Consider the following 16,949-nt stretch of genomic DNA (forward strand, 5'->3'; position numbering starts at 1 on the left):
TGGGCATGAACAAGCGTGCGAAAGTTCTGTTCCTCCTATTCTTCTTGGGCTTTTGTTTCATCATGATCGCATATGTTTCTCTGATCTGGTATCCTGCATTACCATTCGATTCCAAGTCCAAAAGAGAAGTGACGGAGCTGTTGGGCGAAAACACGGGAACCATCGTCAAATTGACAACGGAGGAAAACGTCGATTGGTATGGGTATGGGCCGCAAGCAAATCAAGCTACAGCGGCGGAAGCGATGAAACGAGCGGTGACAGAAAAAGGCTGGACCTTTATCCAACAAGATGGGGCCGGATACTTTTTTGAACGGGGGAAAGAGAAGCTGATCATTACCTCACAAATGTGGACGGGCAACTATGTACTCTTTCGAATCCCCGCAGGTGTTCTATAACCTTAAAGGGGAAGGGCTTTCCACAACAAATATTTCTCCCGTAAACAAACAGCGCAAGGCCGATACCCCGCAGCAATAGCAGTAGCTTCATCCGCAAAAAATACGCGATGACGGACATAACCGCCTCGCGTAATAGCTCTGATGGCAGAGGGGCAATCCAGTCGGCCGTATATTTTGCGTGGTCGATAGCCCCCCAATGTACCCGGAGTATCACTTTGATAAAAGGAACGATCAGCTCCGAGCAGGGTGTATGTTTTGGCAGAGTCAGCATCTTGAGGTGCTGGCTTTTTCGGTGTAGGCATATGGCTCCCCCTCTATTGGTAATGTGTCGTTTTCACTCCAAAAGGAGGAAGCCACAGTCAGCCTACAAGTAGTGTTCTTACCTTACGAGTATTTCGGAATCGCGAAGTAGGCAGTCAAACGGTGGTTGATCTGTTCTTCGGTGAGCTCTGGGAACAGTCTCGCTTCCTTCACCATATCGTACAGACGCTCCATCGGCTCACGACCATCGGCTTTCTTTGCCTTCGCGTCGTTTTTGAGCAGCTCCCAAATCCCAACTACATACTCGCGTCTGGTGACATCTTGTTTGCGGAAAAAGAAATCGAGACGCTCCACATGATCCATGAATTCGTTGCCGAAGCGCTTGTCCACTTCCCCGCGCAGGAGGGCGATTTCTGCTTCGTACATCGGACGCTCGTTGCCTTTTTCCTTGCTGATCCAAGGTGTCTCCAGTACAAGCGGCAGGTGGCGGATTTTCTCGTGGTTCACGATGTAATTCATCGCATCAAAGCCAATGAGTCCCGCACCGATTGGCGCATGGCGGTCTTTGCCTGCCCCGCGGAAGTTTTTGCTGTCATTCAAGTGAACAACGGCGAGACGGTCCAAGCCGATTGTCCGGTCAAACTGTTCCAGGACGCCATCGAAGTCGTTGACGATATCGTAGCCAGCGTCGTGAATGTGGCAAGTATCCATGCAGACGGTCAGCCTGCTATTGTCTTCTACTTTCTCGATGATGGCCGCGATTTCCTCAAAGCTGCGACCGATTTCCGTCCCTTTGCCCGCCATAGTCTCCAACGCGATTTTTACGTCGGTGTCTTTAATGCCTGTCAAAACCTCATTCAAGCCTTCCGCGATCCGGGCGATGCCGTACTCCGCATCTTTGTCGGTGTAAGCACCAGGGTGCAGCACGATATTTTTGACACCAATGTAGTCGGTCCGGCGAATCTCTTCTTGCAGAAAGCGCACAGCGAGCTCATAGGTATCGTCCTTGTAAGAGCCCAGGTTAATAATGTAGGGGGCATGTACTACAATTTCATCCACGCCCTGCTTCGCCATTACCTCTTTGCCTTCCGAAATGTACTGATCCTCGATCGGCTTGCGGCGGGTGTTTTGCGGTGCACCCGTATAGATCATAAAGGTACTCGAGCCGTAGGTGGCTGCTTCTTGGGCGGCATTTAGCAGTCCTTTACCGGAGAATGATACGTGCGAACCTATTTTTAGCATAGGATAGAACCTCCTTAGTTTAATAAAGAAAACGCCATAAATAAAAAGTAGCGTACGACTCCCAATTCGTCCAAGTCTTGGACAGCTCTCGTATTTCTGCTTTTGTCGGCTTTTTTTCTTTGCCTAGTAAAAATTTGATCGCATTGTGCAGGCCGACATCATCAATGGGAAAAGCAGAGGGCATTCGCAGACAGCGCATGAGCACATAATTGGCCGTCCACGGTCCAATCCCGCGGATACTGGTCAATCGTTTCTCCGCGGTTTGATAATCTCCTCCGTCCCATAATAGCTCTTTCGATAGTTTCCCTTCAACGATGAGTTGTGCGACGTCAATTAAATACTCGCATTTCTTGGTCGTCATGCGCAATCCATCCAGATCAGTGACGGATAATCCGGCGATTTTTTCTGCTGTGGGAAAAAGCCAATACGTCTCTCCTTCGAATTCTACCCGTCTTCCGAATGCCTCTACCAACCGTCGTTTAAGCGTGTACGCATAGGTCAGGTTAATTTGTTGTCCAATAATTCCCCAACTGAGCGCTTCAAACAGGTCGGGAATGCCCATGGTCCGCAGCCCATAAAACTTTTCAACGGCCTGCTGTAGAAGAGCATCCCCTGCGGCAAGCTCATAAAACGGAACGAGATCCCTATCCAGATCGAACCAGTCTCGCACATAACGTGCTACTTCTGTTCGTACTTTTTCATTGGGGAGTGAAGGGCTGAGAAAACGCACAGTCAATCCTTGATCATTCTCTGCGTGAATTTCGACCACTTGTGGATCTTGTTCCATCGGGATAGCTTTGTAGAGGCGCCCATTTTGAATGTGAAACATGCATTCGTTGGATGCTCTGGACAAGTAGTGAAGATTTTGCGAAAAACTGAATTCCGTAGGTACGGACAAAATGATTTCATCTCTATTATCGACCCAAGCCGAGTGTGATAGACCGCTTGTCATGCGAAAACCTCCTGTCTGACTTCCTCCTAGTTTTATACCAAGATAAGCGGGGCTGTCATTTCGTTATCTTGCTATTTTAATCTTTCTAGCAGTACGGATCATGTAGTGTGGGGGTATACTGTCGGTAAGAGCAAGCGATTCGATGACAGCTACGGCAAAGGAGATGACATGTGTTGGAGGAACGGGTAACCGATGAGCGATGGCAGGCTATTATTCATAACGATGTGTCTTACGATGATCAATTTTTTTATGCGGTAAAAACGACGAAGATCTTTTGTAGACCGTCATGCAAGTCGAAGCCACCGAAGAGGGAGAACGTGCGGGTTTTCCAAAATGCAAGCCAAGCCCTGCGGGAAGAATTTCGACCATGTAAACGTTGCAAGCCCACGGGAGAGAGGTTGCCAGATCGTGAGTGGGTGGCACAAATTACACAGTATATTGATTCTCATTATAACGAAAAGCTGACGTTGGAGCATTTGGCTGATATGTGCCATGGCAGTCCGTTTCATTTGCAGCGAACGTTTAAACGACTCATGGATATGACGCCCGTGGAGTACATCCAGAAAAAGCGGATAGAAAGGGCGCGAGAGCTGCTGGCTCATTCGAACAACCAGATCGCAGATGTTGCGCAATTGGTAGGAATGCCGAATACGCCGTATTTTATCACATTGTTTAAAAAAATGACGGGTAAGACCCCGAGTGAATATCGCCAACTGAACGCCAAACAACAAACGACATAAGCTGCTTGTGAAATGTGATATCTTTAGAAGTAAGAAGCATCAGCATCTGAGAATAACGACCACTTGACGGTGGTTTGGGAACGTCAGCTTACACAGATCCGCAGGAAGAAATGATTGGCATTCTCCTGACGCAGCGTCTGATGGATTCACCACAACCACCTGGTGCTTTCCTTGATTTCTGGACCACTGCCTATCAAGCGATTGAAGATTAGAAAAAGGAGCCCTGCCAAGATGAACGATACGAAAACCTTGCGAGAAGTATTTAAAAAGACCACTTATCAAATCGCCGGGCACAGCAAGAGAGACCTCCATCAATTGCAGCAGGTCCTGTCCGGGGTGGATGGGAATGTGGAGGGCGATATGTACGGAACAGGCGAACTCATCGAGAATTTTCAGCACAAGATGGCCGAATATTTGGGCAAAGAGTCTGCCGTGTTCTTTCCGAGCGGTACGATGGCCCAACAAATCGCGTTACGTATCTGGTGCGATGAGAAGGGAATCAAAAAGGTCGCCTATCATCCGCTCTGCCACTTGGAGATCCACGAGGAGAATGGGCTCAAGGAGCTACATCAAATCGAGGCTGTCTTGCTGGCGGATAAAAACAGCGTGATTGAACTGGACGATGTTCTCGGCATGGACGACGATATCGCGTGCCTGTTGCTGGAATTGCCACAGCGTGAGATTGGCGGACAGCTGCCCGCGTATGAGGAGTTGGAGGCGATCTCCCGTTATTGTCGGGAAAAAGGAATTCGGCTGCATCTGGATGGTGCCCGGCTTTTGGAAATTCTGCCGTATTACCAGAAGACAGCCGATGAGGTATGTGCATTGTTCGATAGCGTGTACGTTTCCTTTTACAAAGGGATAGGCGGAATAGCCGGGGCGATCCTGGCTGGCGATGAAGACTTCACGAAGCAATCGAAGGTATGGAAAAGACGCCATGGCGGGGACCTGATTAGTTTGTACCCGTATATTGTCACGGCAGAATACCATTTTGAACAGAGAAAACATAAATTCAGTCAATATTACGAGCATGCAAAAGAGCTGGCGGCACTCTACAATCAATGCCAGGGGATATCCACGAGACCGACCGTGCCTGTGTCCAACATGTTTCATGTTCACGCAGATTTGCCGAAGGAAGAGCTCGAGCGTATCATGGTCTCACTTAGTGAAGAGACAGAAATTGGCTTCACGCATTATGTCAGACAAGATGACGAATCTTCTAGCTCCTATGAGGTAAGTATTGGCGATCGGTATGCGATGATCCCGAAGGAAGAGCTGGCATTGGCGTTCGAAAAGCTGCATCAGAAAATAGGGGAGCAGAAATCAAAAGCCGTGTAAATGAATCAATTTCGGGGTGGTGGCAGTCTGGTGCTTACAGATCATACCAGGCTGCCGCTAATTTCTCCGTAAGAAGAGAAAGGAAGCAAGATGTTCATTATCAGACCGTACGAAAAAAGCGACTACCCTTCAATCATGGCTTACGATTTGCCGCAAGAACAAGCAATCTACACATCTATGCCAGTCGATGTGATCGAAGCAACTCAAAACAATCCTGGTTATAAGCCCTATGTGGTTTTCGACCAAGGCCATCTAATCGGCTTTTTTGCCTTATTCACACCACACACAGGCAATTCCTACACACCAAATGGCGAGGCGGTTATTTTCAAATCATTTTCGATCGATTCCCGCTATCAAAAGAAGGGCTACGCCTTGCGTGTATTCCATGAGTTGGCTGACATTGCACGAGTGCATTACCCGGAGCGAGATGAAATCGTGTTGACCGTGCATCATACGAATACGCCAGCGATCCAACTGTATAAAAAAGCGGGGCTAGTCGATCAGGGATGGAGATTTGCGGGTGAGTTTGGCGAGGAGCTGATTTTTCATCTCGATTTGACAGCATCCACATAAATGGTTGCAAGTAGTAGATTTTATTTTCTCTCGACTGCTGTACAGACGCTCCTGGTCGGAACAGCTTATGCGGTATAGTAGCGAAAAGCTCCTTTCTCGCAGCGTGTAAGAAGGGGGTTTTTCATTTTGGCTGGGGCAGGAAGCATCACTGACCGTATTTGTCAGGGAAGCCGGTCTATGATAGAGCTATCGACGAACCAATGAGGGGGCTTTATCATGACACACTATGCCAAAAACATGTACGACTTTCACGCGTGGGCGAATCAGACGTTAATCAATCGCTTGAAGGAACTTCCGGAAGGTGTTTATGAGCAGGAGATCCAAAGCGTTTTCCCGACAGTGGCAAAAGTGATGGAGCATATTTATATGGTGGATCAAAGCTGGCTTCTCATATTGCAGGGGATGGATATGCAAGCTGCCATGGATGAGACATGGCAGCAAGAGAAGAAAATTACGGGAAAAAGCTTGGAGGAAGTAGAGCAGTTGTATGCCGAGCTGGTCGAGCAATTCAGAGCTTTTCTCAGCCAAGAAGAAGATTTGGAGCGGCGCATTGTCCTTGATAATCCGTACACGAGAGTACGCGATACGAGCTTGGCAGAAATCATCATGCAAGTGGTCAATCACGGAACGTATCATCGTGGAAACATAACGGCGATGCTGCGCCAAATGGAGTATTCTTCTGTTATGACCGAGTATGCTCTTTACTGGTACGCCAACTGACAAGAGCCTTGGGCTGGAAGAGATTTCATTCTTCTGGCCTTAGGCTGTTGACAAGGGACAATTCTCGTCCTATAATTATCTTAAATTCAAGATATTTAATTTTCGTAACATCGTCATCCTACTTCCCCAAGCAGGAACATTTTTAAATCCATTATCTCTAATTTGAGATATCAAAAAATGAATGAGATAGAAAAAATCGAGGAGGAAGTCCCATGAGTGAATTTACTACCCTTGTAAAAAACAGAAGATCCGCAAACAAGTTTCTAACGGACGTAACGATAACACCTGCTGAGATCGATGAAATCATGTCGCTGGTCAAATTCGCACCATCAGCATTCAATTTGCAGCATGCCCATTATGTAGTTGTCATCGATCCAGAAGCCAAAGAGCGTGTATATGAAGCAGCATATAGACAATATAAGGTAAAGACCGCGTCAGCAGTAGTGCTTGTATTTGGTGACAAGGAAGCGTATCAAAGCGTAGAGCGCATTAATGAAGGCCTTCTTCATTTAGGAGTCATGGATCAACGTGAGTACGACCACAACAATTCTTCTGTCAGAGCAATGCACGAGGCTGGAGGAGAGCAGTTCAAGCGTGATGAAGCGATCCGCAATGCCAATTTGTCCGCAATGCTGTTCATGCTCGCTGCAAAGGATAAAGGCTGGGATACGTGCCCGATGATCGGATTCGACCCGGCAGCCGTCCAAGAGATAGCGAAGGTTCCGGACAGCTTTGTGCCAGCTTTGATGATCACGATTGGAAAAGAAGATACATCCAGCCAGCGTGTCAGAGGGTACCGCAAGCCCGTTGGAGAGTTCGTAAGCTACAACACATTCCAAGCAACTAAATAATAAATTTGAGGAGGCAATTCAAAATGACACAGCAAACAGCAGGAATTCACCATATCACAGCTTTTGTAACAAGCGCCCAAAATAACGTTGATTTTTATGCAGGGTTTCTCGGATTGCGCTTGGTGAAAAAAACGATCAACTTCGATGCACCAGATGTATATCATCTGTACTTTGGGAATGAGGTCGGTAGTCCAGGAACTGCGATCACCTTTTTCCCGTGGGAAACTGGTCGCCGTGGACGCGTTGGCGGTGGGCAGGTTGGCTATACAACTTTCTTGATTCCGGTGGGGGCGTTTTCCTTCTGGGAGGATCGACTGAAAAAATTCGGAATCGAGTACAACCGCGTGGAGCGTTTTAATGAAACGTATCTGCAATTTACTGACAGAGACGGCTTACAGCTGGAGATCGTGGAACGTGAAGGCGGTCCAGCGAGCAAATGGTCCTTTGGCGGAGTACCAGCTGACAAGGCCATCAAAGGCTTCGGCGGAGCGATCCTGTACAGCATGGCTCCAGCCCACACCATGGATGTTCTCGAGAGACTGATGGGACTGACCAGAGTCGGCGAAGAAAACGGCCTTGTCCGTTTCAAGGCTCACGGCGATTTGGGCAATGTCATTGACGTGAATGCCGAGCCGATACCAAGAGGAGCAGGCGGTGCTGGTACGATCCACCATATCGCATGGCGTGCCGTAGACGATCAGGATCACCAGCTATGGCAACAGCGTGCGACTCAATCCGGTCTCCATCCGACGGATATTATCGACCGTCAATATTTCAACGCCATCTACTTCCGCGAGCCGGGTGAGATTTTGTTTGAGATTGCAACAGATCCTCCAGGCTTTGAACGAGATGAGCCATTTGAGGCACTGGGTGAAAAACTGATGCTTCCTGAGTGGTATGAGCCACGTCGTGCCCAGATTGAGCAAGGCTTGACGCCGATTACAGTCAGAGTGTTGGAGGAAGATAAATAATGAATTTGAAGCACATTTTTCGAAAAGGAACCGATTCAGAAGCACCAACCCTGTTGTTGCTTCATGGCACGGGCGGAGATGAGAACAACCTCTTGCCACTGGCCGATCGCATTTATCCTGGCGCTTCTGTTCTGAGCGTCCGTGGGAATGTTCTCGAAAACGGCATGCCGCGATTTTTCCGACGCTTGGCAGAGGGTGTTTTTGACAAAGAGGATTTGGTCTACCGCACGCAGGAGCTGCAAGAGTTTTTGGATCAAGCGGCGGTTACGTATCAGATCGACCGAGACAATATTGTGGCAGTCGGCTATTCGAACGGGGCGAATATTGCAGGTAGTCTCCTGTTCCATTACCCGAATCCGCTAAAAGGAGCGATTCTTTTCCACCCAATGGTTCCACGTCGTGGGATCGCTCTCCCTGATATGTCAGCCATCCCAGTATTCATCGGAGCGGGCACGAATGATCCGATCTGTACTGCACAAGAGACGGAGGAGCTGAACCAACTACTGACAGAAGCAGGTGCTGACGTGACTGTGCATTGGGATTCGTATGGTCATCAGCTGACGGTGAAGGAAGTAGAGGCTTCGGCCACGTGGTTTACAGAGAAGTTTCGCAAGTAATGGATGAGTAACAAGAGCGGCGGACCTAAGTGTCTGCCGCTTTTTTTTGCGCGCAAACAGTTGTTTTTCCGGGAAAAGGGCATGTTTCCCGCAGATTTAATCAAATGTGTAAGAGTCTTCAAGAGCCAGCAGGATTCGTTCATCTCTTGTTCATATTGCTTCTTTACGATTGATCCGACTAGATAGGCGCAAGCCAGTGACGATTTGCAGGAGGATCGACAAGTGAGTATCATTCAAAATAATGATAAAGCAAGAGAACTAGAGGACGGAGTAGCAAGGGGGCCAGCTTGATGAAACTGACGATACTGATTGCAGATGACGACCCACATGTACGTGAGCTATTGCGATTTTACTTAGCAAAAGAAGGGTACAACGTCTTGGCTTGTGTGGATGGAGAAGAGGCTTCACAACTGTTGGAACAGGAATCCGTCCAGCTCGCCATCGTGGATGTGATGATGCCAGGCAAAAACGGTTGGGAGCTGTGCCGGGAGATCAGAGAATTTTACGACCTTCCTGTCATCCTACTAACGGCAAAAGGAGAGGTGCGGGATAAGGAAAAAGGTTTTTTGGCGGGGACGGATGATTATTTGACCAAGCCATTTGAGCCTACCGAATTGCTGTACCGCATCAAGGCCTTGCTGCGTCGCTATCAGATGGTCAGCAAACAAATCATCGTCTTAAACGATACCGTCATCGATCGGATCAGCCATGTCGTGAAGGTGAAAGATGAGTTGATTCATTTACCGTTAAAGGAATTTGAACTGCTTGCCCAGCTTGCCAGTTTTCCTGATCGGATTTTTACCCGGGATCAACTGTTGGAGTTGGTGTGGGGCGGCGATACCGAGAGCGATAGTCGTACCATCGATGTGCATATTAAGCGGCTGCGAGAAAAGTTTACGGAGAAAACAAATGACTTTGTCATTTCTACCGTTCGCGGCTTAGGCTACAAGCTGGAGGTACGAGGCTCGTGAAATCTCTCTACGTTCGGGTAGTTCTTACCTTCGTCGCCATTGTACTGATCAGCGGCACACTTGGATTTTTGCTGGCAAATGAGTATTATCAACGAAATCTACGCGCTTATAATGAACAAAAAATCATGAGCATCGGACAGCAAATGATTGATTTGTATGAGCATAAATCGTCGCTCGACCTGCCTGCCTTTATGACTCATGTCGCCAATTTGAATTTTCAGCTGTATCTCGTGGATGAGAATGGTGCTGCAAGCCAGTTCGGAGCACCTTTTCGCGATCAGCAGATAGAGCCTGCCATTGTTCAAAAAGTGTTGGCGGGTGAGACCTACAGAGGGATTACAGAAGAACAGCACGGCTTGTTTGTGACCGGATTTTTTGAAAACACGTTGACAAACAGCATTGGTTTGCCGCTTACAGCAGAAGGGAAAAAATACGCCCTTTTTGTACGGCCAAATATTGAGCAGCAGTTTGGCGAGGTGCACATTATGTTTGCTTTGCTGCTGGCAGCGATGTTTGTGCTGAGCTTGGTCCTGATCTTGATCTTTACCCGTTACTTGGTGAAGCCGATCGAGAAGCTGAGCCATGCGACCAAAAAACTGGCGGAAGGCGAGTACGATATCCACTTGGACATCTCTCGCCGGGATGAAATCGGTGATTTGGCCATGCATTTTGCCAGGATGACAGAGTCTCTCAAGCAACTGGACGAGATGCGCCAAGAGTTTGTCTCCAATGTCTCTCATGAAATCCAGTCTCCATTGACATCGATCCAAGGCTTTTCTCAAGCCATCCGCAGCGGTGGTGTGACGAACGAACAGCGGGAGACGTACTTGACTATCATCGAAGAGGAGAGCAGGCGGCTGTCTTCCTTGAGCAAGCAGCTGTTGACGCTCGCTTCCCTGGACAAGGAGACAGGTCTGTACGAACCGACACGCTTTCGTCTGGATGAGCAGATCAGGCAAGTCCTCCTAGTTTTGGAGCATCAGTGGCAACAAAAAAAGCTCACGATGGAGCTGGCCTTACCGGAGACGTTCATCGTGGGTGACAAGCAGCTGCTCAATCAGGTATGGATGAATCTGATTGCCAATAGTATCAAATTCACCCCAAAAGATGGCTCTATTTATATTATGATACAGAAGGATACGCGAATCGTTGTGACCATTCGGGATACGGGGATTGGCATGTCAGAAGAAGAGCTGGAGCATGTCTTTGACCGTTTTTACAAAGGAGACAAGTCACGCAATCGAGAAGCGACGGGAAGCGGTCTCGGTCTTTCTATCGTGCTAAAAATTTTGCAGGTTGCAAAAGGCGGCATTCACATTCAGAGCCGTATAGGCGAAGGGACAACGGTTACGGTCAGCCTCCCGACGGGTGAACATCCTACTACGCGAACGACAACGGAATCATAACGAGGCAAAGCAAAGGAGTGATTTCCATGAATATCGGCATGCGTATACTCGCCGCAGTCATATCCCCTTTTATTACCGGTCTGTATGCTGCGCTGATCATCTACCTTTATCGTGATCCAAGCGTGCCGTACGGGTTTGGAAAAGAGTATTTGCTGGGCGTACTCATAAGCATGGTAATGAACCTGATTGTCTTCGTATGGCTGTCGGTATTCGTGGACTGGCTAGTGAGTCGGTCACACTTGATCGGGTGGAAAAAATACGTTGTGCGTTTCGCAGGATATGCTGTCATCGGTTATGTACCTGTACTTTTTCAATGGCTAAAGAGTGTTGATCCGCATGCCGCATTGTTTTATCCGCAGGCAACGGTTTTTGTCTTTGCTTCGATCTGTTACTTTCTTATATTTGTGGGAATAGAGGCAATCAGGAGTCGGTTTACCCGGAAAAGCGAGGAAACCCGTTGCGGTTAATCAAATGTTTAAAATGCTGGAGTAACAAAAAAGCCCGAGCAATCAGGTAGCTCGGACAATGGTTTTCTGTTCTTTGGCGTGTTCAATCCCCGCAGATATGAGATGGCGTACATGGTCATCATCCAACGAGTAAAAAACGAGTTTTCCTTCTTTGCGGTACTTGGCCAGTCCCATGTTGCGAAGAAGCCGCAGATGGTGGGAGGTGTTAGCGATCGAGCTTCCGATGATAGCAGCCACATCGCAGACACAGAGCTCGTCTTCCATCGAGAGGATGTGAATGATTTTGGCGCGGGTGTCATCAGCCAACGCCTTGAAGATTTTTGCTACCCCTTCTGATTCTGTGGCGAACGGCTTTAACCGATTTACTTTTTCCTCATCAAAACATTGGATTTCACAGATGTCATCCACTGTAACCATCACCTCATGCTCTACAATGTCCTACTATTATAGACATTCACAGGGAAAGTGAAAAGGAAAAACGACATTTTGATGGCAGTGTAGTGTCCCTCTCTGTTTTCGTGTAAGATGAACATGATCCAAGAAATGGGGAGAGAATACCATGAGTGCGCAACCAAAGTGCCCGAAGTGCCGTTCTGCGAAAATCGATTTGACAGAATCGATCAATAAGCCATTATACATAACCATTTATGCAGCAGTTTTGGCAGTGCTTGCTTTGATCGGTATTTCGGTGAAAGGAACTCCTGTCATCTTTTTGTTCCTCGGATTATCAGGGGCCTTTATCCTGTTTGCCGTTCGTCTTGCTTTAGAAAAGCGCAAAGTAATCAAGTGCAAATGTCTGGACTGTGGGGAGCGTTGGCAGACTACCCCAACACCTGTAGAAGCCCGGACCAAGTAACAAGACTCCTAGTAAAATAGGGGTCTTTTTCTTTATTCCCAGTCTGTAAAAAAATGGGCGAAATATTCAAATCAATTCTTGAACGAACCAGAAGGATGCGATAATATAATAATTAAATATTTGTTTGAATGTTTGTGGATTGATTTCATTCGAAGCTGGGCAAAATAGATGCTTGGAAAAAGGTGAAAACAGATGGCAGAAGAACGAAAAAAAGATGAGTGTTGCAGTGGGCATGAATGCGGCAGTGAGCATAAGCATGCTGGTAAAATTCTCACGGTTCTCGAGCCTGCGGCTGCGGCAACAGAAAGCGCAGGCATTCTTTCTTCACAGGCTGTTGTCTATCGCGTTATAGGTATGGATTGCAGTTCGTGCGCCAAATCGCTGGAAAAGCATATGCAGACGTTGCCTGCGGTAAAAGAGGTAAACGTGAACTTTTCCACGGGTAAAATGCAGCTCGTAGCGGATGGGCTAGGAGAAGACGCGGTGGTCAAGGAAGTTGCAAAGGCCGGATATAGTGCCATGCTACTTACGAGGCGCACGGCCAAAGCAGTTCCGAAAACGGATCAAGCAGGGACGACGCTGACGGTGATTTCTGGTGTGTTGTTGGCTCTCGGTTTTCTAAGTTCCTTATCGCCTAGCATATCTCCGCTGGTCGTAACTGTGCTCTATGCGTTGTCGATCATAAGCGGCGGCTACCGACCTGCACGCAGTGCTTTTTACGCGATGAAAAGCGGTTCACTGGATATGAACGTGTTGATGTCTGTTGCGGCTGTTGGAGCCGCATTAATCGGTGAGTGGCTGGAGGGCGCAACAGTAGTCTGGCTCTTTTCCATCGGAAACTTGCTGCAGACCAAGTCGATTGAAAAAACGCGCGACTCCATACGTAATCTGATGGATTTGGCTCCGCCTGAAGCATGGGTCAAGGTGGGGGAGTCTCTTACCCGCAAACCGGTTGAGGACATCACTGTCGGTCAAGTCATCGTAGTGAAGCCGGGAGAGAAAATCCCGCTGGATGGTGTCATCGTACATGGGACATCGAGCGTCAATCAGGCCCCGATTACAGGTGAATCGATTCCCGTAGATAAGCTGGTCGGCGACAGTGTTTTTGCAGGGAGTGTCAACGAGAGTGGCGCTGTGGAGATCAAGGTAACAAAGCTGGTGGAAGATACAGCGATTGCCAGAATCATTCATCTCGTGGAGGAAGCGCAGGAGAAAAAAGCACCTACTCAGGCGTTCGTCGACAAATTCGCTACGATCTACACGCCAATCGTGCTCGTGCTTGCTTTTCTCGTGATTGTATTCCCGCCATTACTCGGACTCGGTACCTGGGGAGAATGGTTTTACAGAGGGCTTGAGCTGCTAGTCGTTGCTTGCCCGTGCGCACTGGTCATTTCTACGCCAGTTGCGATTGTGTCCGCGATTGGAAATGCCGCGAGAAACGGCGTCCTGATCAAGGGCGGTACGTTTTTGGAAAAGGCAGGAGCGATTACCGCAATTGCTTTCGATAAAACGGGCACATTGACGGAAGGAAAACCACAGGTTGCGGCGGTTATCGAGATGGAGGGAAGCGAGGACGACGTAGTGTCGATCGCCAGAACGATTGAAGAGCGTTCTTCCCATCCGATTGCACTAGCGATTCTCACCTATGCGAAACAGAAGCAGATTGCTTCCCAGAGTGGGCAAGATTTCAAGGCGATCGTCGGAAAAGGGGCGAGCGCTGTCATCGGAACCGAAACATTTTATGCAGGAAAGCCCGCCCTGTTTCAAGAGCTGGGAGTCGATCTGTCGGCATGGCAAACGAAAGTCGAGTCGTTGCAGAGTGAGGGACATACCCTGGTGGTTATCGGTACCGCAACGAAATTGATCGGGATGATTGCCGTTGCCGATACCATTCGTGAGATTACGGTTAGTGCCATTGGCAAGCTCAAGGCCGCAGGAATCGAAGACATCGTAATGCTGACCGGTGACAATACGGGTACGGCGAAAAAAGTAGCGAGTCAGACAGGTGTCAATCGTTATTTTGCAGAGCTGTTGCCACAAGATAAGGTTGAAGCGGTCAAGCGACTACAGCAAGAAGGCAAGGTCGTCGCCATGGTGGGTGACGGGATCAATGATGCGCCTGCTCTCGCATCAGCTGACTTGGGGATTGCGATGGGTGGAGCAGGTACTGATACGGCAATGGAAACCGCGGATATCGTACTGATGGCTGACAATCTCGAAAAGCTGCCGCACACAATGAAGATCAGCAGAAAAGCACTCACGATTATCAAGCAAAACATCTGGTTTTCGATCATCGTGAAGCTGGTTGCACTCGTGCTGATATTCCCAGGCTATCTAACCTTGTGGCTGGCGGTGCTCAGTGACACGGGAGCCGCCTTGCTGGTCATTTTAAACAGCATGAGACTCTTGCGTATGAAAGGCTAAATAAAAAAGGGGAGATGAGCTGTCGAAGCTCTCTCCCTTTTCTTGTATATAGGTTTACACCAAGACGCCGCCACCGTATCTTTCGAATTCTTTCTGGGTGCAAGCGACAAAGTGACCGCGCTCCACTTCACGTAATACGCGTTCTTCCCCTTGATCTCGCAAATATTCCTGATCATCGAAAACGATGCGCTTACGGTTGCGCTCATAATCCGGGTCTGGCAATGGAATTGCCGAGAGCAGCGATTTGGTGTACGGATGAATCGGATTCTCGTACAGGCGATTACTTTCTGCCAGCTCCACGATACGTCCGCGGTACATGACACCAATGCGGTCACTGATGTATTTCACCATGGACAGGTCATGGGCGATGAACAGATAGGTCAGGCCTTTTTCTTTTTGCAGGCGTTTGAGCAGGTTAATGACCTGCGCCTGAATGGACACGTCGAGGGCAGAGATCGGTTCATCGGCAATGATGAATTCCGGATCAACAGCCAATGCCCGTGCAATCCCGATTCGTTGGCGCTGTCCGCCGCTGAACTCATGTGGGTAACGGTTTGCGTGCTCGCGGTTGAGGCCGACGGTTTCCAACAGCTCGTGTACCTTGGCGATGCGTGCTTCCTTGTTCGCCAGACGATGAATGTCCAGACCTTCCGCAATAATATCGGATACAGTCAGACGTGGATTCAACGATGAGTACGGGTCTTGGAAAATCATCTGGATTTTGCGGTTGAGCCATTTCTTTTCTTCGAGTGTTTTCTTTCCGTGTACACTTTGTCCATTGAACAAGACCTCTCCGCCAGTTGCATCGTACAGGCGAAGGATAGTGCGTCCTGTGGTCGATTTGCCGCAACCGGATTCACCCACAAGGCCGAAGATTTCCCCTTTGTAGATGTCGAAGGTGATACCATCTACAGCTTTCAGCGTATGACCATTCCCGAGGTCAAAATGCTGTTTCAAATCCTTGACTTCAACCAGCTTCTCGCGATTCTCGTAGTTGAACGTTTTTTTCGTGCTTACAGGAGCCTCAGTCGCCTCATCAGAATTGACTTTTCGTCTCACAGCCGAAGCAGGCGGTTTGATGTCAGGTGCCATTTCATGCAGGAGCCATGTTGCTGCATAGTGCGTATCGGAGATTTTGAACATCGGTGGTTCATATTCCAGATCGACCTTCAACGCAAATGGGTTACGAGCCGCGAAAGCATCACCAACAGGTGGTTTAAACATGTCAGGCGGCGATCCAGGAATGGACATCAGCTCGTCATCGCTGGAATCGAGGCTAGGCATGGAACCTAATAGACCCCATGTATACGGGTGTTTAGGATCGTAGAAAATTTCATCGACTTTGCCGATTTCCACAATTTTTCCTGCATACATAACCGCTACACGGTCTGCCATGTTCGCAACTACACCGAGGTCATGCGTAATAAAGATGATCGAGGTACCCATCTTCTTTTGCAGTTCCTTCAGCAACTCCAAAATCTGCGCTTGAATCGATACGTCCAGAGCAGTCGTCGGCTCATCGGCGATGATAATTTTTGGATTGCAGGCCAATGCGATGGCAATGACAATCCGTTGGCGCATCCCACCAGAAAACTGATGCGGGTATTGATCGACACGTTCTTTGGCAAAGGGAATCCCTACCATTTCCAACAGTTCAATAGCACGGCTGCGGGCGTCTGCACGGTTCAACTTTTGGTGCTTGATGAAGCTCTCCATGATTTGGTTCCCGATAGTCATCGTCGGATTCAAGGAAGTCATCGGGTCTTGGAAGATCATCGAGATATCGCGACCGCGAACATCCTGCATTTCTTTTTCGGAAAGCGTAACCAAATCTCTTCCTTCAAAAAGAACTTGCCCTTTTGGAATGCGTCCAGGAGGAGAAGGAATGAGGCGCATAAGTGCTTGGGAAGTGACGGATTTACCGGAACCAGATTCACCAACAATCGCCAGCGTTTCTCCTTTTTCCAGATCGAAGGAGACGCCACGTACTGCCTTGACTTCACCTGCATACGTATCGAATGACACATGCAAATCTTTTACTTCTAAAACTTTTCCCATATAATCATCCCTTTCGAGCATGCTTTGTCGTGATTAACCCGCCATGTATATCCAACGCTCTCTCTAATAGAGGTAGTTCAAAAAGTCGACTTTTTGAATACGCACTA

General features: G+C 48.4%; 18 protein-coding genes and 1 pseudogene. 14 read left to right on the forward strand and 5 right to left on the reverse strand.

What is annotated here, in order from left to right; all coding sequences use genetic code 11:
• Positions 1–5: 5 nt before the first annotated feature.
• A complete protein-coding gene (locus HP570_RS26340; protein WP_254495480.1) occupies positions 6–395 on the forward strand; it encodes a hypothetical protein in 390 nt (129 codons plus the stop codon).
• Positions 396–397: 2 nt separating this feature from the next.
• On the opposite strand, the gene HP570_RS26345 is transcribed toward HP570_RS26340, so the two are convergent.
• From HP570_RS26345 to HP570_RS26355, 3 genes are all read right to left on the reverse strand, one after another.
• A complete protein-coding gene (locus HP570_RS26345) occupies positions 398–697 on the reverse strand; it encodes an Ada metal-binding domain-containing protein (RefSeq protein ID WP_173627667.1) in 300 nt (99 codons plus the stop codon).
• A gap of 82 nt (positions 698–779) precedes the next feature.
• Positions 780–1,898: a deoxyribonuclease IV gene (locus HP570_RS26350; RefSeq protein ID WP_173627668.1), complete on the reverse strand. Its 1,119-nt coding sequence runs from the start codon at positions 1,896–1,898 to the stop codon at positions 780–782.
• A 19-nt stretch (positions 1,899–1,917) separates the two neighbouring features.
• On the reverse strand, positions 1,918–2,850 hold the full coding sequence (locus HP570_RS26355) for a DNA-3-methyladenine glycosylase 2 (protein ID WP_173606685.1): 933 nt from the start codon (positions 2,848–2,850) through the stop codon (positions 1,918–1,920).
• Between the two features lie 170 nt (positions 2,851–3,020).
• Here HP570_RS26355 and HP570_RS26360 point away from each other — a divergent pair, with 170 nt between their 5' ends.
• From HP570_RS26360 to HP570_RS26410, 11 genes and pseudogenes are all read left to right on the forward strand, one after another.
• Positions 3,021–3,590 carry a bifunctional transcriptional activator/DNA repair enzyme AdaA gene (locus tag HP570_RS26360; protein WP_173627669.1) on the forward strand — a complete coding sequence of 190 codons (570 nt, stop codon included), beginning with the start codon at positions 3,021–3,023 and terminating at the stop codon, positions 3,588–3,590.
• Positions 3,591–3,655: 65 nt separating this feature from the next.
• A pseudogene (locus HP570_RS26365) lies at positions 3,656–3,802 on the forward strand (serine hydrolase); the annotation flags it as partial.
• 19 nt (positions 3,803–3,821) lie between these two features.
• Complete coding sequence (locus HP570_RS26370; protein ID WP_173627670.1) at positions 3,822–4,928, forward strand: threonine aldolase family protein; 1,107 nt, start codon at positions 3,822–3,824, stop codon at positions 4,926–4,928.
• Between the two features lie 90 nt (positions 4,929–5,018).
• Positions 5,019–5,501, forward strand: coding sequence for a GNAT family N-acetyltransferase (locus HP570_RS26375; protein WP_173627671.1), 483 nt, complete (start codon positions 5,019–5,021; stop codon positions 5,499–5,501).
• 216 nt (positions 5,502–5,717) lie between these two features.
• Complete coding sequence (locus HP570_RS26380; RefSeq protein ID WP_173627672.1) at positions 5,718–6,221, forward strand: DinB family protein; 504 nt, start codon at positions 5,718–5,720, stop codon at positions 6,219–6,221.
• 212 nt (positions 6,222–6,433) lie between these two features.
• Complete coding sequence (locus tag HP570_RS26385) at positions 6,434–7,072, forward strand: nitroreductase family protein (protein ID WP_012684077.1); 639 nt, start codon at positions 6,434–6,436, stop codon at positions 7,070–7,072.
• A 23-nt stretch (positions 7,073–7,095) separates the two neighbouring features.
• A complete protein-coding gene (locus tag HP570_RS26390; protein WP_173627673.1) occupies positions 7,096–8,043 on the forward strand; it encodes a ring-cleaving dioxygenase in 948 nt (315 codons plus the stop codon).
• Positions 8,043–8,660, forward strand: a complete 618-nt coding sequence (locus HP570_RS26395) for an alpha/beta hydrolase (protein WP_173627674.1) — start codon at positions 8,043–8,045, stop codon at positions 8,658–8,660. The genes HP570_RS26390 and HP570_RS26395 overlap by 1 nt, the downstream gene beginning before the upstream one ends.
• A gap of 290 nt (positions 8,661–8,950) precedes the next feature.
• Entirely contained in the window at positions 8,951–9,631 is a 681-nt protein-coding gene (locus tag HP570_RS26400) for a response regulator transcription factor (protein ID WP_173627675.1), read from the forward strand.
• Positions 9,628–11,037 (forward strand): sensor histidine kinase, encoded by a 1,410-nt coding sequence (locus tag HP570_RS26405; protein WP_173627676.1) that lies wholly within the window; start codon positions 9,628–9,630, stop codon positions 11,035–11,037. The genes HP570_RS26400 and HP570_RS26405 overlap by 4 nt, the downstream gene beginning before the upstream one ends.
• Before the next feature lie 26 nt (positions 11,038–11,063).
• Complete coding sequence (locus HP570_RS26410) at positions 11,064–11,504, forward strand: hypothetical protein (RefSeq protein WP_173627677.1); 441 nt, start codon at positions 11,064–11,066, stop codon at positions 11,502–11,504.
• Between the two features lie 42 nt (positions 11,505–11,546).
• On the opposite strand, the gene HP570_RS26415 is transcribed toward HP570_RS26410, so the two are convergent.
• Positions 11,547–11,921 carry an ArsR/SmtB family transcription factor gene (locus HP570_RS26415; RefSeq protein ID WP_035290894.1) on the reverse strand — a complete coding sequence of 125 codons (375 nt, stop codon included), beginning with the start codon at positions 11,919–11,921 and terminating at the stop codon, positions 11,547–11,549.
• Between the two features lie 142 nt (positions 11,922–12,063).
• Here HP570_RS26415 and HP570_RS26420 point away from each other — a divergent pair, with 142 nt between their 5' ends.
• Both HP570_RS26420 and HP570_RS26425 read left to right on the forward strand, forming a co-directional pair.
• A complete protein-coding gene (locus HP570_RS26420) occupies positions 12,064–12,360 on the forward strand; it encodes a hypothetical protein (RefSeq protein ID WP_064203145.1) in 297 nt (98 codons plus the stop codon).
• 192 nt (positions 12,361–12,552) lie between these two features.
• On the forward strand, positions 12,553–14,784 hold the full coding sequence (locus tag HP570_RS26425; RefSeq protein WP_173627678.1) for a heavy metal translocating P-type ATPase: 2,232 nt from the start codon (positions 12,553–12,555) through the stop codon (positions 14,782–14,784).
• A gap of 54 nt (positions 14,785–14,838) precedes the next feature.
• Here HP570_RS26425 and HP570_RS29855 read toward each other — a convergent pair whose 3' ends face one another.
• Complete coding sequence (locus HP570_RS29855; RefSeq protein ID WP_012684087.1) at positions 14,839–16,842, reverse strand: ABC transporter ATP-binding protein; 2,004 nt, start codon at positions 16,840–16,842, stop codon at positions 14,839–14,841.
• Between the last annotated feature and the right edge of the window lie 107 nt (positions 16,843–16,949).

The sequence above is a fragment of the Brevibacillus sp. RS1.1 genome (assembly GCF_013284365.1).
In the GTDB taxonomy this organism is placed as follows: Bacteria; Bacillota; Bacilli; order Brevibacillales; family Brevibacillaceae; genus Brevibacillus; species Brevibacillus brevis_D.